14 protein-coding genes are annotated in these 21,163 nt (G+C 27.3%); 2 read left to right on the plus strand and 12 right to left on the minus strand.

Annotated features, from left to right (window positions below):
* Positions 1 to 201 precede the first annotated feature (201 nt).
* The 6 genes from BUA48_RS03910 to BUA48_RS03935 all read right to left on the minus strand — a co-directional run bounded on the left by BUA48_RS03910 (position 202) and on the right by BUA48_RS03935 (position 8,150).
* A complete protein-coding gene (locus BUA48_RS03910; RefSeq protein WP_072830268.1) occupies positions 202 to 2,673 on the minus strand; it encodes a rhodanese-like domain-containing protein in 2,472 nt (823 codons plus the stop codon).
* A gap of 273 nt (positions 2,674 to 2,946) precedes the next feature.
* Entirely contained in the window at positions 2,947 to 3,816 is an 870-nt protein-coding gene (locus tag BUA48_RS03915; RefSeq protein ID WP_072830270.1) for a hypothetical protein, read from the minus strand.
* A 67-nt stretch (positions 3,817 to 3,883) separates the two neighbouring features.
* Positions 3,884 to 4,525: a lactate utilization protein gene (locus BUA48_RS03920; protein ID WP_072830272.1), complete on the minus strand. Its 642-nt coding sequence runs from the start codon at positions 4,523 to 4,525 to the stop codon at positions 3,884 to 3,886.
* A gap of 373 nt (positions 4,526 to 4,898) precedes the next feature.
* Positions 4,899 to 5,258, minus strand: a complete 360-nt coding sequence (locus tag BUA48_RS03925; protein ID WP_072830274.1) for a hypothetical protein — start codon at positions 5,256 to 5,258, stop codon at positions 4,899 to 4,901.
* 93 nt (positions 5,259 to 5,351) lie between these two features.
* A complete protein-coding gene (locus tag BUA48_RS03930) occupies positions 5,352 to 6,260 on the minus strand; it encodes an alpha/beta hydrolase (RefSeq protein ID WP_072830276.1) in 909 nt (302 codons plus the stop codon).
* 195 nt (positions 6,261 to 6,455) lie between these two features.
* Positions 6,456 to 8,150, minus strand: a complete 1,695-nt coding sequence (locus BUA48_RS03935) for a bifunctional diguanylate cyclase/phosphohydrolase (RefSeq protein ID WP_072830278.1) — start codon at positions 8,148 to 8,150, stop codon at positions 6,456 to 6,458.
* Between the two features lie 334 nt (positions 8,151 to 8,484).
* Between BUA48_RS03935 and ltaE the strand changes: the two genes are divergently transcribed.
* The gene (gene ltaE, locus BUA48_RS03940) at positions 8,485 to 9,522 is read left to right on the plus strand and encodes a low-specificity L-threonine aldolase (protein WP_072830280.1); all 1,038 of its coding nucleotides are present in this window, start codon (positions 8,485 to 8,487) and stop codon (positions 9,520 to 9,522) included.
* Between the two features lie 272 nt (positions 9,523 to 9,794).
* Here ltaE and BUA48_RS03945 read toward each other — a convergent pair whose 3' ends face one another.
* Entirely contained in the window at positions 9,795 to 9,980 is a 186-nt protein-coding gene (locus tag BUA48_RS03945; protein ID WP_072830282.1) for a hypothetical protein, read from the minus strand.
* A gap of 139 nt (positions 9,981 to 10,119) precedes the next feature.
* On the opposite strand from BUA48_RS03945, the gene BUA48_RS03950 reads away from it, so the two are divergent.
* Positions 10,120 to 11,511, plus strand: a complete 1,392-nt coding sequence (locus BUA48_RS03950; RefSeq protein ID WP_242944288.1) for a ComEC/Rec2 family competence protein — start codon at positions 10,120 to 10,122, stop codon at positions 11,509 to 11,511.
* Positions 11,512 to 11,552: 41 nt separating this feature from the next.
* Here BUA48_RS03950 and BUA48_RS03955 read toward each other — a convergent pair whose 3' ends face one another.
* The 5 genes from BUA48_RS03955 to pglX all read right to left on the minus strand — a co-directional run bounded on the left by BUA48_RS03955 (position 11,553) and on the right by pglX (position 20,946).
* Positions 11,553 to 14,474, minus strand: a complete 2,922-nt coding sequence (locus tag BUA48_RS03955; protein WP_072830284.1) for a DEAD/DEAH box helicase — start codon at positions 14,472 to 14,474, stop codon at positions 11,553 to 11,555.
* Positions 14,475 to 14,791: 317 nt separating this feature from the next.
* A complete protein-coding gene (locus BUA48_RS03960; protein ID WP_242944289.1) occupies positions 14,792 to 15,460 on the minus strand; it encodes an amino acid ABC transporter permease in 669 nt (222 codons plus the stop codon).
* Positions 15,461 to 15,536: 76 nt separating this feature from the next.
* Positions 15,537 to 16,352 (minus strand): transporter substrate-binding domain-containing protein, encoded by an 816-nt coding sequence (locus BUA48_RS03965; protein WP_084666040.1) that lies wholly within the window; start codon positions 16,350 to 16,352, stop codon positions 15,537 to 15,539.
* A gap of 231 nt (positions 16,353 to 16,583) precedes the next feature.
* Positions 16,584 to 17,231: a PHP-associated domain-containing protein gene (locus BUA48_RS03970; RefSeq protein ID WP_072830288.1), complete on the minus strand. Its 648-nt coding sequence runs from the start codon at positions 17,229 to 17,231 to the stop codon at positions 16,584 to 16,586.
* Positions 17,232 to 17,373: 142 nt separating this feature from the next.
* Entirely contained in the window at positions 17,374 to 20,946 is a 3,573-nt protein-coding gene (pglX, locus tag BUA48_RS03975; protein WP_072830290.1) for a BREX-1 system adenine-specific DNA-methyltransferase PglX, read from the minus strand.
* Positions 20,947 to 21,163 lie beyond the last annotated feature (217 nt).

Here is a 21,163-nt window from a genome sequence, read left to right on the forward strand (position 1 = left end):
CTTATTTAAATCTTATAGCAAGTTACTAGTAATAGCTTTTTTATAATTATATCATGAACTATATTAAAACAAAGGATCTTAATCAACTACAAATTCCTTTGCTTATTTTATAAGTACAAATAGATTACTTAATAAAATATATTGCTTAAAGCTTATAAATTATTAAAGGTCTTAAGAAACTATTCTCAAGACCTTTAAACTTTAAATTCCCATTAACCCACCATTTAAAACATATACATTTTCAAATCCATTTTCCATTAGTATTTCTGCACCCTTAAAAGACCTAATTCCACTAGTACAAACTACTACAATATCATATTGTAAAAACCTTTTTAGTTCATTTAATCTGTCTTTCAATTCATTTAAGGGAATATTTATAGATCCTTCCATTGGTGCATACTCTCCGTATAATTCATATCTTTCTCTTACATCTACTAAAACTATATTTTGATTTTTACTCAACCTATTTTTCAAATCATCCATATTTATTAATTTTTTCTCATTTCTAAATATAGAACACTGCTTAATTCCTTTTTTTTTACTATGAAATACATAGCTTTCTTCAAGTCCTAAATTTCCTTTATGAAACTTTCTAGACTTGAATAACATATTATCTATGGATGTAAAATCCAAATCTTTCTCATAATCTTCATTAGTAGACCTATTATCATAGTAAATATCTTTTTCTAATTTCTTAACTGATTCCTTTGATGGATAAACAACTTCGAAGCTTAAACACTTTTCTATTGCTTTTAAGGCATATTCCTTATTTTTAGTCTTATTTAAAGAATCTGCTAAGTAATACCAATGTGCTGGATTATCAGGTTCTCTTTCTATTAGGTTCATATAATATTTCACTACTTTTTTGTAGTATTCAATTTCTAATTCTTCACTTTCTATTAAACTGTCCCCGTTTTGTTTTAATATCTTAACTTTATAATTTTTATCTTTATCTAAGGTCCAAAGAGCAAGTTCATATAAGCCATCCTTTGGCTTAATATCTTCTATATCAATTAAGTTGAAGTTTATCCTTTTATGAGAAAGCTTTTGTAGTTTCTTCCCCTTATATTTATAAACCTCTAATTCATATTCTTTTGCATGGATTTTCCATCCAATTATTAACTCATTATAATAAGGTTTGTATAAACTCGCAAAATTAATATATGGTGATCCTGTGCCCTTACCTTTTAAAGTATCTATTACTTTAAAAGCTCCATTTACTTTTTCTAAAATTGCTATATACATAGTACCATTGAAAATATATGCTACTATATATTTACTTAAAAGATCTAATCCAAGTTTTGATTTCTTAGTTTTTACAATATGAATTTCTTCATTAATTACAGATTTATATATTTTTTGAATGTGATTTTTAATTGCTTCTATACAACAATCCTCATCTTTTCCTCTACTACTTTGTATATCATTGTTATTTTGTTTTGGACAGGTTAACTCAATACCATTGTCATATAAATATTTTTCTTTAAATAAACATACACCTGCTATATCTGACTCCATAACTTCTTCACCTAAACTAGGATTTTCTAAATATTCTTCTCCATCATAAATTAAATTAACATATTTATCTTTGCTTCCATCATCATCAATAACCCCAATTATATTTTTATATTGACTATTTTTCTTATTGGATATGACAATAGGAATCTTTAGTGGTGATATTTTAGATAAAAGGATGTACTCCCCACCTTCAATTTTGAAAACTAAAACTAAACAGCCTTCCATGGTACAATGACTTCCACTATATACATAAACAACTACATCTGAGTTTCCATTATCATTTAAATCTACATAGTTATAAAAATATCTCGCTTTATTTTTATCATCCCATTCTATATGCTTTAATATAGCCTTTTCTAAATTTTTATTTTTTATTTTTTCAGGTGTTACGTAAATTATATCCTTCTTTTCCTTTACCCTTATAAATTTATTATTTGAATCCGCATATCCACTTACTTCAACGCCTTGAGAAAGTATTCTAAACTTTCCTTGATCCCACCTTATTAAGGTTTCTAAAATTCCTAAGGTGTCTGCATTAGATTGTCCTATTATTCTTTGACTTATAACTAGTCCATAATATTTCCATAGTCCATAATCAACAGGGTTTACTGCTGAAATATCATATACTATAGGCGTAACATTTTTTTTGAAAATTCCATCCTTATCATAAATCAAATCTAAGTAAAGTTTGTCCTCTTTGCTAATATCAATTAAATAACTTGTATTTAATTTTATAGAACTTACTTTAACTTTATAGTTATTCTCATATTCCGCATTACAAGGATAATTTTCTATAAACTTTGCACCATCAAATATAAGATTATAATTACCATTGTTATATGAATAAAGAAGATTATAACTTAAACCCGCTGATCCTCCATATAGTCCTCTTATTAAAATGTCATCCTTTTTATCACCTGTAAAATCACCAAGAAATACTGTAAAGTTATATCCTGCTATATCCTTTAGCTCTATAGTTCTTTCAGTGCTACTTTTACCTTCTAGTATAACAAGCTCCATATTCTCAGCATACCCACTTGCTTCACTTAAAGTATCACCTTTAATATATACTGTGTCTAATTCCATTGAACCTAAAATATGTCCGTGTTTTATGTCAAGTATTTTTTTTACCTTATTATTTTTAACACTATACATTTTATACCTCAAAAATTCTTCTTTATTTAAATTATATGTTGTTATTATTACTTTATTTCTACATTGTGTAATAATTTTAAATATTTCTATTTATTTTACAGAGAACCTTCTAAGGTATCTTTAATAACAATGTATACTGTTACATTTATAGCTTAAAGTATAACTTATATACCTTAAGTTATAAATAATTACAAGGCAATACATTAGCTTTCTAACATATTGCCTTGCAATATAAAATATAAAATTTAATTACAGTTATAAAAAGTTTTATCCTTATAGGCTTAATTTATAAGATTTATAGTTATCATTTATTTCAAAACCTGAATCTAATGCTGCCTTTAATTCTTCATCACAGCCTTCATTAATAAAATATACAATTTCATTCACTGAACCAAATTCATTATAAAGATGAATAAGCATGTCATTAATTAGCATACCTTCTATGCCCTTTTTTTTATGTTCATCATCAATAAATACTCCAAAAACCTCTAACATATCCTTAAATGCTTTAGTAAAAATACTTCCATGAATTGATCCATCTTTTACAAAAGCTAATATTTGAAATTCTTTCATATCTTTCTTTAAGTTTTTGCTATTATAGTACATTCCTGAAGGAATAGCGTAGTTATCATGAAATATAGCATATTCATCAAAAGTATCTTCAGTTATTTTTTCTATGCAATTATGTTTTTGTTTTGAGTTTATATTTAAGTTGTATAATCTAGTATCAAAGCTAGATTCGCTACACTCTATATTATTTTTCACAAAATAATTATTTGCATTTTTATTAGTAACAGGTACACCTATTAATAATTCATATCCTTTTAATTCATTTCTTATAAATTCATCCTTTATATAAAAAATTATTTCTTCAGCGGTTTCATCATAAAATTCTTTTATCAAGAATTGAGTTGTTTGTGCATACTTATCATCAAGATCCCAATAATAAGCACAAACCCCACAAAGCAAACCTTCCTTATAACAAGCTATGACATTTGCCACTTCTGAAATTATAGACTTTTCTATTTCCTCTTTAATTTCACTTATTGATTTCATTCTTGGATAGCTAGCATAAAAATCATCATTGCTTAGTTCCAATGCAAAATTCATTACTTCATCCAATGTTTCAATAGTTTTTATCATTCCCCTACCCCCATATTTTAAAACATAAAGATATTATCAAAATATAATTCTTATAAAGATCTATAACTTAATATCCTAATTCTTTATTTACAAAAATCACATGAATTCTATCTTTTATATTTTGTTTTTTTATTAAAGTGTATTGACCACAAATTCTTTGTTTACTTTCGCAATTCATACAATATCCAACCTTAGCACAAGGAGTTTCTCTATTTAGCCTCTTGCTATTTGCAGGAGCTGCTATGGATTTATTTCTTTCTATTGCTTCTTCTACATTCTTTACTATTTTGTTATAACCTGCTATTACTATAACCTTATCCGGTCCATATATCATTGCTGCAACTCTATTTCCATTGCCATCTACATTGTATAGTTCACCATCCTCCGTTATAGCATTAGTACTTGTAAAATACGCATCCGCAAAAAATGATTTTCTATATATGTTTTTTATTTCATCTGAAGTTAACCCTTCCTCATACCTATCTAAATATTCAAATTTACCACTTGATAAATATTCCAAAATTCCTGTTTCTTTGAGAGACATAGAGCCACCACAAGCTACTAAATCCCCCTCTTTTACAAGCTCATTAACTTTATTTATAAGTTCTTCCTCTGAGTTTACTAAATATCCTCTCATGTTATTTTTTTCTAAAGAACATATAACTCTTTCTATTTTCTTTTCCATGACCCATTTTGCATTATTATCCATTTATATGTATCCCCCTATATAAAGTGTATATTATAATATATTTTTATTGTACTTTTTATAATGTTTTATAATAGTTAATGAAGTTATTATTTGAATAGCATCTTCTAAGATAAAAAACAAAACTTTAATAGCTTACTTAAAGAGTTTGAAATGACTATTTCTATAGTAGTTTTTAAAATAAAAAACAGCTATTACCCTTAAGTTTTATTTGCTAATAGTTTTACTATTGTTAAATTTATGAATAATCAGATATTTAGATAGAGTACTATGTCTTAAAAAGTCCAAAAATAATACTTCTGGACCTTTTAAGATAAGTCACATGTGTATTGTATTAGTTTTATAAGTTTCTATATAGTTAACCTTAAAACTTAAATTATTTGTCCTTATATTTATTTTGCTTTTTTACTTTTCTAACAGTATTAAGTATAACCAAAACCACTGTTAATTGAGAAGAAATAATAAATAATACTGTACCCTTAAGATTTCTATCTAATATTACTTCCTCTTGAGTAAATTTAGGACTTATATTATTCTTGCTACTATTTATTATAATAGCATTATTATTAATTAAATTCACTTTAGAATAGCTTAAATACTTTCTTAAGTTAATGCTACTTTCCTTTTCTCCATAGGCATATACTTGATGAATATTTAAAATCATAGTTATAAGAAGTACAGTAAAAAAAACAACAGCTTTCTTTAAGACAAATTTGTTTCTTATATTGAAATTCACATAATGTCTCTCCTAAAAGTATTTTACTTATATTATATGAAACATTACTGTAAAATGCCTTTTATCTTACCACATAAAATTCTCTTATTATAATTATTTAAATACCCTCTTTAAAAAATATTTAATTTTTTCTTCATATAACTCCACATCTTTTCCATAGGAGTTTAAATGATTTGCACCTGATACTATATATAATTCTTTTATGCCTTGTTTTTTAGCAATATACATATCCATACTCATCTTATAAGGTATAGTTCTATCCTCATCTCCATGTATAAACATAATTGGTATTGTACTTTCTTTAACTGAATTTATAGGGTTTACATCTTCTAAAGAAAATTCACATCTTTTTTTTATCTTAAAGTTTACACAAGGATATAATAGGAAAAATGGTGCCTTTGCCATTTTAAATTGATGTTTTATTATCTTTCTTCCACTTGAATAAGGTGCTTCAGCTATAATAAACTTTACTGTTTCATTACACTTATTAGAATAGTTAGCAACGGTAGCTGCTCCCATAGAATGTCCATGTAAGCCTATTATACAGTCATTACCTAATTTATTTTTCATAAATTCAATCCATATCTGCAAATCTTTCTCTTCCTTAAAACCATAAGTAGCATAAATTCCTTCACTATCACCATGACTTCTAACATCTATAAGTAATATATTAAAGCCTTCCTTTGTAAAAAAATCTATGTATTGTGCAGACCTAAAATGGTTAGCTGTATATCCATGTATAATTATAATAAGTTTTTTGCTTTCTTTATGCCTATTTAAGTAATATCCTATTAAGCTTTTTTCATCCTTACTTTTAATACATAGTTTTTCAAATCCTAACTTATCATATTCCTCTTCTCTATATCCATTTGTCTCTTTTATAACTTCAAACATTTTTGCTTTATCTTTTCTTTCAGATAAAGTAACTTCCTTAAAAGCATATTCTGATATATAATTTAACCCTATTACAGTTATTAATATTATAATAATAATCCATATCATCCCTATGTCACCTTCCTTTGTAAAGCTCAACTCATAATAAATTATAACACAATATAATCTTGTTTTATGTGAGGTAATTCTGGCTAAATCATTAATTTACTTCTGAAACTTTAGTCCTAGTATAATAAAAATGACTTCTTTAAATTTGTATCTTAATAAAAAATGTTTTAAAGGAGTAACTCCTTTAAAACATTTTTAAGTTCTTATAAACTCTATCTTATTTGTATTTTTCTTAACTATGCTTATAAACTTTTCTACTAATACTCCATCAAATTGTGTACCACTACATTTCCTTAATTCTAAAAAGGCCTCCTCAAAGGTTTTTCTTTTATTATATGTTCTATATGAAGTCATAGCATCAAAGCTATCTATAATAGATAACAACCTAGCTAAATATGGAATTTCTTGCCCTTTAAGTCCTGAAGGATATCCTCCTCCATCATATCTTTCATGATGATGTAATACTAAAGGTGCAATTAGTTCTAGTGTTTTTATAGGCTGTATTATCTCAACTCCACTAACAGGGTGTTCCATTAACATTTCCCATTCATCTGTTGAAAGCGGAACATCCTTAAGTAAAATTTCCTTTGATATTCTTACTTTCCCTATATCATGCATATATGCAGCATATATCAATTGCTTTTTTTCTTCATCATTTAAATTCATTTCATCAGCTACTAACTTACTATACATAACAACTCTTTTCAAATGTGAAAAACTACACTTATCCTTAGCATTAATTATACTAATAATAGTCTTCAATGAGTTTATTAAATCTGGATCATTTTGAGCTTCTTGAAGTTCATTATTAAGATCATCTAAAATAGAGTTATATATTTCAACCTTATTTTTTTTTAAAACCTTAGCTTTAAACAATGCTTCCTGTGCAAAGCGAATCATCTCTACATCTGTTTTAGCTTTACTTGGATAATGGGATATACCAATAGAAACCATTAAGTTTGCCTGGTTACCGCCTTCTTTTGAAAAGCTTTCTTCTTCAATTTTCTTTCTTAAGTTTTCTCCACGCTGTAATGCATACTCTTCTGTTGCTCCCTTTAATATAATAGCAAACTCGTCACCTTCATATCTAGCTAAAGTATCCTCTGTTTCACTCCACTCTTTTATAATACTAGAAAGTTTTTTTAGAGCTAAATCACCTTGTTGACGTCCATAAAGTTCATTATATTCTCTAAGGTTATCTATATCTATCATCATTAATGCCAAAAAGCTATTCTCTTTTTTAGCATTACAGTATAGCTCTTGCAATATATAATTAAAGTATCTGTAATTATATAAGCCCGTAAGCATGTCCGTATTTGCTATGTGTTCTAGCTCTTTTTTATGCTCATCTTGAACTTTAAAATATAAACCTAATACTAATGCCACAAAAACAAAACTTATTATAATAATTAAGTTATTTGAAAGTAAAACATTAAAGCTTTGAAACCCATTAAATAAGAAATCCATAATTAAAACCATTGCAGAGGAGCTAATTGCAGTGTAAAGTGAAAACTTTAATCCTCCTTCTATATTTGCTAATATTATTATAAATAGAAAGAGAAATTTATAATTTCCTTGTTCCTTACCTAAAAGTAAAATAGTTATGAACATTATTGTCATAAGTGATGTATATTCAATAACACTTGTTATCTTACTCTTATCTTTTTCTTTAGTTATATTGTTAAAGCTCCATAAAATATATGCTATTAATAAAATAGCTACAGATAAAAACACTATTACAACATTATAAGACTGTATAGTGGTTTCTTTGATTGACTTTTCAAATAAGTAATTATAACAAACTATAGCTGAAAATAAAAGGCATATCATTTTTATCATTACTAAAGTCTCATTAATTCTCTTATTAATTTTATTGTTCATATTATTCATTTCATCACTACCTCATAAAAATAATATAAATCATATATAACTAAAAATAACTTAATGACTTGCAAGTTATCTTTACTTAATTATATCATTTTTTATCTCATTTACCATGTTTTATTTAAGGCTTATAAATTTTTATTCTACTCTATACTTTTTTAACCTATTTTACTAATTATTCCTTCTATTACTTCATATAGATCCTATGTTCTACTATGTATATACATAAATGCACTTTAAATATCTATTACTATTATACGATTATCATATAAATTATATATTTTATGTGATACTATTTTTATAAGATTTAAATTTAGACTATATAAGGATGGGATATGTTATGAATAAATTTATTGATTTGAGAAGTGATACAGTTACCAATCAACCAGACTTTATGATAAATGCAATGGTAAATGCTGAAGTTGGAGATGACGTTTATAATGATGATCCTACTGTTAAAAAGCTAGAAGAATTAGCTTCTGATATTTTAGGAAAAGAATCTGCATTATTTGTTCCAAGTGGTACCTTTGGAAATCAGTTATGTCTTTTTACTCATTGTCCTAGAGGTAGTGAAGTTATTTTAGGAGATTCTTGCCATATAGTTGCTCATGAGGTTGGTGCATCTTCTGTTATAGCAGGTGTTCAGTTACGTACTATTGATTCTTCCACTGGAGAACTATCTCCTGAAGCAATAGAAAAGAAACTTCGTGTAGGCTACGATATACACATGCCTGAGACTTCTCTTATTTGCTTAGAGAATGCTCATTCAAACGGAAACGTTATACCTGTGGAAAGCATGAAAAAAACTTATGAACTAGCTAAGGAGCATAACTTACCAGTTCATTTAGATGGTGCTAGAATTTTCAATGCAGCTATAGCTTTAAATACTGATGTAAAAGAGTTAACCAAATACTGTGATTCTGTTATGGTTTGTCTTTCTAAAGGTCTCTGTGCTCCTTTTGGTTCTATAATTGCAGGTGATAAATCTTTTATTGATGTTGCTAGAAAAAAGAGAAAGCTAATGGGTGGAGGACTAAGACAAGTTGGGTACTTTGCCGCTGCTGGAATAGTAGCTCTTAATGAAATGCGTGCTAGACTTATAGAGGACCATGATAATGCAAAACTATTAGCAACTGAATTATCTAAAATTCCTCAAATAGAAGTTGACTTTAATAGACTTCAAATAAATATGGTATTCTTTAAATTTAAAGATCTTAGTATAAATACTCAAGATTTAATTAAATACTTCTTTGATTCTAATATTAAAATTAATGATGTTGAAGGTGGAGAAATGAGATTTGTTACTCATTATTGGGTAACTAAAGAGGATATATTAAAGGTTTGCTCTTCCTTAAAAGAGTTTTTAAATAGTAAGTAATCTATGGTTAAAATACATTTTTTTAACTAAACTATTTTATTTATTTTTTTATAATTATAATGCTAAAAAATAATGCTAAAAAAAGAGTTATTGCCTTTTATATTAAACATTTAATATAATCTTCAATAACTCTTTTATGCTTTTTAATTAATCATTTACTTTTCTTAATAAAAACTTTATAAGATTTTTAACTTACTTAAGCTCAATATACTGCAAGTTCTATTTTCTTAATAAAACTACATTCTCAACTCATAAAATTAGTTTGAATATAATTATCTTTTATTATTTTTAGTACTTTTTATACTTCCCTTAGTTACTACCCCTATAAACATAAGTATTATTGCAACAACTGAAAGTTTTGTCATATCATAATCTAAAGATAATCTTACAACTTCAGATATAACTAGTATTGCAAATCCTATTCCTAAAATGTATTCACCTATTTTGTTTTTTTTCATATTATATTCACCCATTTATCTTTAGTCTTTATTTGTTATTAAATTATACCTTTGCAATAATAAATATTCAAGTTAAATATTTTCTATTTTCATATTACGTTTTTAATGGTATAATCTTTTCGACAAAAGGAGGGACAATATGAAAATTTTACATGGCTTTATAAACGGTATTTTGTTATTTTTTAGCATTATGTTTTTAGCTATAGCTTTAGACTTTATTCCTTTGGCTATTGTAGCTTTAATTATTGCAATATTAACAATTTATTTAACTATAACAAATAAAAAGATAAAACCTAAAATATTGTATAGAATTACACTTTCAGTTCTTATAATTTGCTTTTCTATTGGTATACCTAATTTAAGTAATCAATCTACCAATATCGATTCTGCTTCTAAAAAATCTGAAAGCAGTGAGAGCCTTAGTTCTTCTCAAGATAGCACTAAGCAAGAAAATACTGAGTCGGATGCTTCTACAACTAATAAGGATGCAACATCAAATGACTCTTTATCAAAAACTTCAACAGCGACTATTCATTTTATAAACACTGGTAACTCTGATGCAATTTTAATACTACAAGGAGAAAAGGTTGTTTTAATAGACGGTGGAGATAATGATGATGAAGGAATGCTTACAAATTATCTAAAGAAACAAGGCGTTAAAAATATTACTTATATGATTGCTACACATGCTCATGCAGATCATATAGGAGGCTTAGATGCTATAATAAAAAACTTTACCGTTGAAAATTTACTAGTATCTAATGGTTCTGCAGAAACTCAAACCTATAGAGATTTCATAAATGCAGCAGCTAATAAGGGACTAGCTCCAAGTGTACCCTTAGAAAATGCAGAATTTAAATTAAGTGATTCTTCTTACATTAAAATCCTTAACTCTAATGGTGGAAGTAGTACTAATGAAGAATCCTTAGTAACTCTCTTTGTAAATGGTGAAGATAAAGCCCTATTTACTGGTGATGCTGAAAAGGAAACAGAGCATGAAATCCTAGGCAGATTAAGCAAAATAAATTTATTAAAGGTAGGACATCATGGTTCTAGAAGTAGTACAAGCTCTGAATTTTTAAATGCACTAAAACCTGAGTATGCAGTGATTACTGTAGGAAAGGATAATAAATATAATCATCCTCATGCTGATACTATGAATAAATTAAAGAATGCTAACATTGAAGTTCATAGAACTGATGAATGTGACTCAGTTATATTTACTTCAACTGGCTCCGGAATGAAAACTGATTGTTCAATTGGAACTTATAATTTTAGAGATAATAAGAGTTCTTCTACTAATGATAATTCCACTTCACAATCAAATTCAAAACCTTCAACTACTACAGCTAAGCCTGAAAGTAGTAATACTAATTCAACTGCACCTACTAGTAAAATAGTTTATTGGACACCTAATGGCAAAAGCTATCATAGTAGAAAGAACTGCTCAACTTTATCCAGAAGTAAAGTTATAAATGAAGGTACTTTAGAGCAAAGTAATAAATCTGATCCTTGTGATATATGCAATTAGTCACAACTATATTTTAAATTTTCATAAAATTATAGAGCCATTTAGCTTTCGCTAAATAGCTCTATAATATCTTCTCTACATAATTTATTTATATAACTACTACTATGCAACTCTCCAGTTATTATTGAGTCTATTAATTGTTTTTTATTTTCTTGCATTAATATTATTTTTTCCTCTATGGTATTTCTAGTTATTAATTTTACAACTTCCACTATATTCTTTTGTCCTATTCTATGAGCTCTATCCGTTGCTTGATCCTCAACAGCCGGATTCCACCATGGATCAAAATGAACTACTACATTTGCAGAAGTGAGATTAAGACCTGTTCCACCAGCCTTTAAAGAAATCAAAATTACCTTTATATCTTCTTCATTATTAAACTTATTTGCAATTTCTAATCTATCCTTTGATTTAGTACTTCCATCTATACGTAAAAACTTTATAGTTTCACTATTCAAATGGTTTTCTAGTTTATCTAATACAGATGTAAACTGAGAGAATAGTATGGTTTTTTTATTCTCTTTATTATTCTTTTTCAAAAGCTCCATAGTGTAAGTTATCTTGCAACTTTCTTCATTATAACTAGGTACTACAAGTGATGGATCTAAACATATTTGCCTTAGCTTTGTCAAATATGAAAACACCTCTATTTTATTATTTTCATTAAGTTCTTCTGTAACTCTTTTTACTAGTGAATTATATAATCTATTTTGCTTCATTTCCATTTCTACAAAATGCTTTCTTTCAATTTTATCTGGAAGTTCCTTAAGCACCATATCCTTACTTCTTCTTAATAAAAAAGGTCGAATAAGAATTCGTAACCTCTCTATTCCTTCTTCTCCTGAAAAAATAAATTTTTCTTGAAACTTCTTTTCACTGCCTAAATATCCAGGCATTACAAAATCAAAGATTGACCTTAACTCTAATAAATTATTTTCTATTGGAGTTCCAGTTAGTGCAAATTTCACTTTAGCTTGTATTTTTTTTACAGTCCTACTTATTATGGCCTTTGAATTTTTAATATTTTGAGCTTCATCAATTATTAAATAATCAAAGTTCAATTCATTGTATAACTCTATATCACTTTTTAAAGTTCCATAGGTGGTTAATACTACATCATAATTCTCTATATCTTTTATTGTATCAATTCTCTTCTTCTTATCCCCATGTAAAATACCAACACTTATACTTGGAGCAAAGCTTTTAAACTCAGCTCTCCAGTTATATATTAATGATGTTGGGCATACTATTAAGCTTTTCTTATACTTTTCAGATAATATAAAAGCTATACATTGAATTGTCTTCCCTAGACCCATATCATCTGCTAATATTCCTCCCATTCCAAGTGTACTTATGCTTTTTAACCAATTAAGTCCCTTTAACTGATAAGCTCTTAACTCGCCTTTAAAATTCTTTGGAGTTCTTTCATTTATATTTTGTATCTTTAAAAAAATACTTTGTAATTCCTTAAGAGATTCATTATCCTTCATAAAATTGAAATTATTTTTTTCATACAACTCTTTAAAGCAAAATAGTTTATTCTCACATATATATTCTTCTTTTTTACATAAATCTATATCTAATGCCTCAATCATATAAAAGAATTCCTTAATTCCAGGTGCTTTTAAGTCGATGAAGTTATTTTCTTTGTCCTTATAAAATTTCCTTCCAAGCTTATAACTTTCATATATATCTTGTAAAGTACTTTCTTCAGAACAACTTCCAAAGCAACTCACTATGAAATTATTATCTTCTTTATAAAACTTTATATTTAAATAAGAACTATCGTATATCTTTATATTCTTAAATTCCTCATTAAAAGAAACTTCTCCTATTTCATAGATACCGCTACTTGTATCTTTTAAAATAGAAAATAAATCTTCATCACTTCCAAGAAACTTAAATTTCCCCTCATCTTTAATAAATCCATATCTTTCAAGCTTCATGGAGAGTATTACTTCTCTTGATTCATCTCTCAAAAGGTCATATCTACCACTTTCCTTTTCAAGTATATTTATATGGCGATCTCCATAATTCACATAAGCTTTACAATATATATCATTGTTTTTTTTGATTAAATATAGCTTAGGTTTACTATTCCCCTTTACAAACTCTCTAAGCTCCTCCCTTATATGAATTTCCTTTGAAATCCTACTTAACAAATTTATTAACTTATTATAATTATCTATATTTTTAGAATATAGTATCTCTCCCTGTGACTTAAACTTCTTATATAAAGGCAAATATAATTCCATCTGTTTTTTATTTGTAATGTATAATTCGTTATTAAATAATACAACTTCCCCCTTATTATCAAGGAATTTAGGTAATCTTTTATGAGTCGTTAACACTATTTTGTTATCTCTCATTTTTAAGGTAAAGCTTAAAGGTAAATCTTTATTTAAAACAGGAGCTATTATCTCTAAGGTATCATAAGTGAATTTAATTCTTTTAGCATCAATTTTAATTAAATAATCCTTTAACTTATCTTGAGAAATTCTAAATATTTCTCTTCCAATACCATAACCGCTCTCATAATAAACATTCCTGTTTTCTATTTTCCTTTTAATCCTCTCCAAAGCAGTGCTACTTCTCTTATCTAAAGTTTTTAATTGAGGCTTTGAAAATTCACTTTGCCTTACACCCTTTAAGTATAAAAACTTATACATAGTTGCAATTATATGCTCACAAATAAAGTTACTCTTCCCCTTAGAAACAACTTTAAAATTATTACAAGTACATTTTACTCCCTCTAATTCGTCTTTAATTTTATTGATTTTTATATGTGTTACTATAGTAGTATCTTGATTTTCTTTAATTTGTCCATAAATATGATATATATCCTCTATATTTTTCCCCTTTATCTTACCCACTACATCTTCTTTGTAAAGCTTTTTTCCCTCTTCTATCATAAAATTAGAGGAGTGCTTTAAAATTATGCTTTCTATGTCTTTTAATTTCACAGGAGTCCTCCTTGCATAATATAAGCTGCAACATTTAATAAAAAGACTTAATACTGCTTTTAATACCATTACAGCACATCATTATTTTTATAATTAACTTATATATAATCCTTAATCTTAATGCTAAAACTATATAATACTATTGCTACTAAAATAAATAATTTCTTATTTATTTTAGTTACTTTTTAAAATTTATCTTATATTATTATAACTCAATTAGTTTAACATATATATGTAATTCTAATTATTGCATAAATCTAAATATAATAAAAATCATCACTTTAAATTTAAATATCTCTTCAAAGTGATGTTTCTTACTAATACCATTTATTCATTTTTACTTCTAACCTTTTTTGAATATAAGTTAGTAAAGATACCAAAATCCAATATACAAGTGCAATGTCTAAAAATGCTTCTAAGTATCTAAAGGTAGCTGTAGCTTCCATTTGTGCTGCTGCTATCATCTCTGTAACCCCAATAGTAAAAGCTAAAGAGGAATCCTTCACTAAGTTAATAAAACTATTGAAAAGTGTAGGAATAGCAACTCTTATAGCCTGTGGTAGTATTACTCTTACCATAGCCTGATTATACGTCATATTAATAGACAATGCCGCTTCCATTTGTCCTCTATCGATAGATAAAATAGATGCTCTTATAGATTCACACATGAATGCTGAGGAACTTAAACTAAATACAAATATAGCAGCTTGATCTGCTGTTATAACTCTCATACTTGGAAAAATTTGCACAAGACCTAAATAAAATAAGAAAAGCTGTGCAATCATTGGTACTCCTCTAAAAAAGGATATGTATAAACCAATTATTTTATCTATAACTTTATTTTTTTTATTTAATAACATGGATAAAATTATGGCTATTATTAATCCTATAATCATAGATACTGTAGCCAATTCTAAAGTTACCTTTAAATACTTTAGCATAATTGGAATGATTTTTACTGCATATGAAAAACTAAACTTATCCACCCTTTACTTCCCCCGTTTTTTGAATATAATAGTAATAGGCCGTGGCACTAATTTTGTGCTACAGCCTAATTTTTCACTACTTTTTCTCTGCTGGTTTATCTACTGTATTAATGCCAAACCATTTTTCTGATAGCTTTTTAAGAGTTCCGTCTTCTCTCATATTCTTTATTGTTTTGCTAATATCTTCTATTAGCTGCTTATCTTCAAAATCCTTAGCAAATGGATATGCGTTAACCTCAAAGACATGTTTATCTCCTAATAATCTAAGTGGTAACTTAGATTGTTCAATAGTAGCTAGAGTTTTTATTTCTCCTTGCCATCCAGCATCTATTCTTTGATTTTCTACTTCCTTTTCAATTGGAGTACCATCATATGTAACTATTTCTAATCCCAAATTGAATTTTTGATCCATTTCTCTAAGAGTTTTTTCTCCATTACCACCAAGCCAACATCCTACTTTTTTACCTTTTAAATCCTCTAAAGTCTTAATTGGACTATCTTTTAATACCATAAAATCATAGTAGCTATATGCATATGGTTCTGTAAATAAGTATTTTTCTTCCCTTTCAGGTGTAATTGACATTTGATGAGCTATACTGTCTATTTTTTTAGCATCTAGCATACCCACTAAACCACTAAACTTAGAAGTTTCATATTTTATCTCTAAATTATTTCTTTTAGCTATTTCTTCCCAAACACTAATTTCAAATCCTTCTAATTTTCCTTCCTTCATATGTGCCCATGGATAATATTGTCCAGATGTACCTATTGTAATAGTTTTCTTTTCCTTTTTAGCGCCTTCATCTTCTGCTTTACTATCTGAAGTCTTTCCACAAGCAGCCAATGAAAAAATCATACTAATACTTAAAATGATACTTAAGAACTTCTTCATTATATGTTTCCCCCCTGTCTATTTTTGTAACAAAATATCTTTTTTATTTTCAATCCACCGTTATATTACAACACTTTGTTTTCTAAATCAAAGTGTTTATTTCTATAGAAGAGAGTGTATCTATAAATAAAATCAATCCTTAAAAGTAATATATATTATTACAAAATAAAGACACAAGCTTATTACTAAGTTTTAGTAATAAGCTTGTGTCTTTAAAAGAAGAGTCTCAAGTTATACTTCTTCTCCATACTTTCCATAAGTACTTATTTTTTCATATCTTCCATTTTTATATACAGCAGGATAAAGTTTTTCTTCCTTTAATGCTTTTATTAAATCCTGTTCAGTCTCTATATTATCTGGAAATATAGTACAATATCTACCTATTGCTTCTATTTCATGGCAATCGCTAGCCCCTACTGTTCTCAATCCCAGTTCTATAGCTAGTCCATATGCGTATAGATTGTTATATGGCTTTGTGCTACCATTAAAACTTTCAACAGCAGATAACCCCTTAACCTCTCTTATATGGTTGCCTAATCCTCTATTGTTTTCCCTAAAAGGATGAGCACTTATAGTAGCACCTCCTTTAGAGTTTACAAGATCTATTAGCTCTTGAGCATGTACCATTTCTTTAGGTAACTCCTCTAAACCAAAAACTACTATATCACCTTCAAAGGTTAAAACCTCAGCACCTACAAATATTTTAAAATCATTTTCTTGCCCATATTTTAAAGCATATTCTTTAACACTATTATCATCATGATCTGTTATGCATATAGCATCCAATCCAAGCTCTTTAGCTTTATTAACTATTTCAGCTACTGATATAAAGCTATCAGGTGATCCTTCAATACAATGCATGTGAGTATCTATAAACATGTTATCCTCCTATAATTTCCCTATCTTATGTACCTATCCTTTTCTATTATAAGATAATAATTATTAATATTAAAGGAAGTTAAAAAGATATAGGTATTACCTATAGATACCATGATTTCTATAGGTAATATCTATAATTATTTTATATCTTAGCTAATAGATCCTTTTTAACCTCTTGACCTTTTAAATCGATAAGCTTTATGTTTTGAAATATATCATAATTAGCTTTTATACCATTATCCATATCTATAATTATCTCTTTTGAAGCTATATATGATAAAACTTTCTCATATTCTATACATTCTTCTCTCTGTTTAATTATTTTTTCAATTTTCTCTTTAGCATAGCTCTTTTCTTTCATAGTATAATCCTTAGATTTTATAATTAACTTAAATCTACTTATTGCATTTTCATATTTTTTTTGAAGAACCTGTAAGTAATCCCTTTTAATTTTACCTACTATAGTTTCATTATATTCATGAGCATATATTAGAGCTTTAAATCCTTCATTTTTACCTGAGTCTAATAGCCAATATATAGGTCTCTTGTGATATATTCTTACATGATCTTTATAAAAATCCTTTAAGAAATATCTTCTTATACTTTGCCTTGAAGTTTCACCGCCTTTTCTGCCTAAAGCTTCAGCAATAAAGTCTAAATTTTCTTCTAGAGTGTCTTCTCCATAAACCTTTTTTATAAATGCTATAAACTCTTGTAATATATCCTCTTCAAAATACTCATAATTTAGTATAGGTAAAATTTTACCATCTTCTATACTCCTTTCTCCCCCAGCATATACTATACCTTCCTCTTTTAATGAATATCTTCCTAAAATACATCCTATGCCATAGGAAATAAGTGATTTTATATCTCTTTCAACTTCAGCTTTTCTTATTGTTATGTCCTTATCTTTTACTACATATTTTCCTTCTTCTTGTAATCCATATATAGAGATAAATATTTTATTTAACTCTTCTTCATTCCTCTTAACCCTATTAAAAATATCCAAGGACTCTTCTTCCCATAATTTAAAAACCTTGCTTATTTCAATAGAATTTTCATAAGACAATTTATCTTTTAGTCTAATTAAAGGATGCACTTTAAAATCCCAAGAGGTTTCAAAGTTATCCCACTCTCTCTTTGTAAGTTCTATATTCTCTAGAACTAAATAATTTATAATCCTTAAATTTTCTTCTTCAAATATATCCTTTTTAATTGGAATATTTTTAAGATCACCAACTTGAATATTATAGGTTGGATTCATTATATCTAAAAATAACTTAGCCACCTTACTACACAATAAAGCAAGTATCACATATATTTTTTCTTCCGAATCAAAAAATATTGAGGATCCAGCTACATCAAAAATAAATCCACTTGGTGAATACCTAACACCCATAGCCTCAGAAATAAAAGTATATGTAAGTCCTTTTTTAAAGTATAAGTCTTCATTTTTTATAGTTCTGCTATAGGATTTATATAATTTAGCTGCGTACTCCTTAACTTCTCTACCATTGCACTCCCAATTAATCACAAAATCATTATTACCATACCACTTCTTAAAAGTTCCTCCCTTATTATATGGAAACCACTTTTTACATGATGACTTTGCCTCTTTAGCATCTTTAGCATCAAATTTTATTTTATTATTTTCAACTTCAAACCAGTATCTTAAAAATCGCTTATTATCTGAAGTTGCCATACCTTGACGTGGTTTTGCTAGTTGCCCTAAATAAATATTATTCTTAAATAACTCAAGAATATTTTCACTTATCCAATAAGCAAAGGGATTACCTGGTATAGCACATAAAATCTCCAAATTAATTTTATACTTACACTCTGTATTCTCACCCTTTAATGCAGATTTTAAGGTTGCTTCCTTTTCCTTACTATTTCCTTGTGTTAAATTTATTATAATAGTTTTAAAATCTTTATCTACTCTTTTCTTAGCTATATAAGCCACATTTTGAACTATTGTACCCACATTTTCTTCAAAAGCTCTAGGTCCTAAATGAATTATGTTTTTAAAGCAAAGCTCATTTAACAAATTTTTTCTAAACTCTGCGAAACTAGATAAAAACATCCAACTTTGCTGATTTATTATAGCTGAGTACCCATTAGCCTCACTAAACTCATTGCAAACCTCCATATAAACAGAAAATAGATCATGTTTAGATAACTCATAATTCTCGCTTAAATATGTTGATAGTTTAGTGTTCATACCTCTAATACCCATATATGGAGGGTTAGTTAAACAAACACTATACTTACTACTCATTATCTCAGCTTGCTTAATAAGAGGTACTATATTCTTTAAAACTATTTCCTTATAGTCATGAAAGCATAAAGAATAGTCTTCTTTTACTTCTTCTATTCTATTTTTAAAAGCTTCAAAATTCATCCTAGGAACTTTTATTAGGGAGCCATAATCCTTTGCATCTTCAAAAATATTAATCAAATATTTCAAATTACCTTCTAGTTCATTATTTCCCTTTGAAAAATAACTTATAGCCTCTTCACTTATTTCGCTGCTTTCCACAATATCACATATATTTAGTGATATCTGCTCTTTCTTCATTTTGAAAAATAAGCTTTTATCGTAAGTTCTTGCTTTCATAATAAGAGCAAAGCTACATAAACTTGATACTCTTGAATCTATATCTAAACCAAAAATATTATTTTTAAGAATTAATATTGGAATTTCCTCTTCAAAATAACCATAAGATTTATATATATCATATAAAACCTCAAAAGCATAGACAAGCATATGTCCTGAACCCATACATGGGTCTAATATAGTTATATTTTTGGGGTCAATCATGTTATTTTCTCTTAATTTATCCTTAGTTTCTCCTTGTTCTAAATAATATTTCCAGGAATCCTTTAGATGATTACTTTCATGAGACTCTAACCATAATGCTCCTAAAGAATTTTGAACCATATATTTTACTATCCATTTAGGAGTAAAAAGCTGAGTAGCTGCTGGTATATTATCCTTAGTAATCTTTATATTCTTCTTTAATCCTTCAAAAACCTGATCCTTTTTATCCGATATATAGTATTGATACAGCCATCCTACAACCTCTATTCCCTCCTGAAAGTTATTTTCCCCGATATCATTAGTCAAATGTCTTATAATAAAATTTTCTTGTAGTAGGTTATCAGGTAATAAGAGTTCTGTATAATCCTCTATTTCTTCAAAGATATTAGGAATTATTTTCCCCAAATCATTACATTGATTTACCAAAATGTATTTATATAATTCATTAATATCCTCATTTTTTCCTTTTTCTAATAACTGATTTATGTAAGCTTCATTAAGCTCTAATTTTTCAATAATCTCTGTGATTTTAGTAAGTACATCGGGTTCTTTTTGCCCTTTCCTCTCTGAAGATAATATCCTAATACCACTTGGCAAATAATTATTTACCTCCATATATCTAAGGGCGATAAACCTATTGAACCAAGTACAAGCAACCTCTTCTATTACTTTATTGAAACCTAGCTTATTTATATCATCAATAAGTTTTTCTCTGTGCTTTAATTTTGATTTAAAAATCTTTTCTCTTCCTATTACCTTAAATCCATTCTTCAATATTTCTATGTCATGTACTTTATTTTCTTCTATTCCAAGTTCAATAGCTCTTTTAGTAATACTCTCTATTAAATTTACCCTTGCCCAAGTAGAAAATATCTTGATTTGATTTTTATCCATATATGTTTTATTCCACCTTAATTTTAAAATTAAAACTTTTTCTAACTAAATATATAAGCTCTAATTAATATACTACCTTAGTGTTACTATCTATTTTTATTTTCTAATCATAGTTAACTTTAAATAAAATAAAGTCTGTTTCTTAGAATATATACTAAAATCATTATATATCTATTCTTTGAAAAAATCCTCCTCATCTTTTATTTAATTCTTATTA

Origin of the sequence: Clostridium collagenovorans DSM 3089 (assembly GCF_900130005.1) — a bacterium.
Lineage (GTDB): Bacteria > Bacillota > Clostridia > Clostridiales > Clostridiaceae > Clostridium_D > Clostridium_D collagenovorans.

What these genes read in the sequence shown, in the direction of transcription:
- BUA48_RS03910 (WP_072830268.1), bottom strand. Translation starts at nt 2,673, where the DNA reads ATGTATAGTGTTAAAAATAATAAGGTAAAAAAAATACTTGACATAAAA.
- BUA48_RS03915 (WP_072830270.1), bottom strand. Translation starts at nt 3,816, where the DNA reads ATGATAAAAACTATTGAAACATTGGATGAAGTAATGAATTTTGCATTG.
- BUA48_RS03920 (WP_072830272.1), bottom strand. Translation starts at nt 4,525, where the DNA reads ATGGATAATAATGCAAAATGGGTCATGGAAAAGAAAATAGAAAGAGTT.
- BUA48_RS03930 (WP_072830276.1), bottom strand. Translation starts at nt 6,260, where the DNA reads ATGATATGGATTATTATTATAATATTAATAACTGTAATAGGGTTAAAT.
- BUA48_RS03935 (WP_072830278.1), bottom strand. Translation starts at nt 8,150, where the DNA reads ATGAATAATATGAACAATAAAATTAATAAGAGAATTAATGAGACTTTA.
- ltaE (WP_072830280.1), top strand. Translation starts at nt 8,485, where the DNA reads ATGAATAAATTTATTGATTTGAGAAGTGATACAGTTACCAATCAACCA.
- BUA48_RS03945 (WP_072830282.1), bottom strand. Translation starts at nt 9,980, where the DNA reads ATGAAAAAAAACAAAATAGGTGAATACATTTTAGGAATAGGATTTGCA.
- BUA48_RS03950 (WP_242944288.1), top strand. Translation starts at nt 10,120, where the DNA reads ATGAAAATTTTACATGGCTTTATAAACGGTATTTTGTTATTTTTTAGC.
- BUA48_RS03965 (WP_084666040.1), bottom strand. Translation starts at nt 16,352, where the DNA reads ATGAAGAAGTTCTTAAGTATCATTTTAAGTATTAGTATGATTTTTTCA.
- BUA48_RS03970 (WP_072830288.1), bottom strand. Translation starts at nt 17,231, where the DNA reads ATGTTTATAGATACTCACATGCATTGTATTGAAGGATCACCTGATAGC.
- pglX (WP_072830290.1), bottom strand. Translation starts at nt 20,946, where the DNA reads ATGGATAAAAATCAAATCAAGATATTTTCTACTTGGGCAAGGGTAAAT.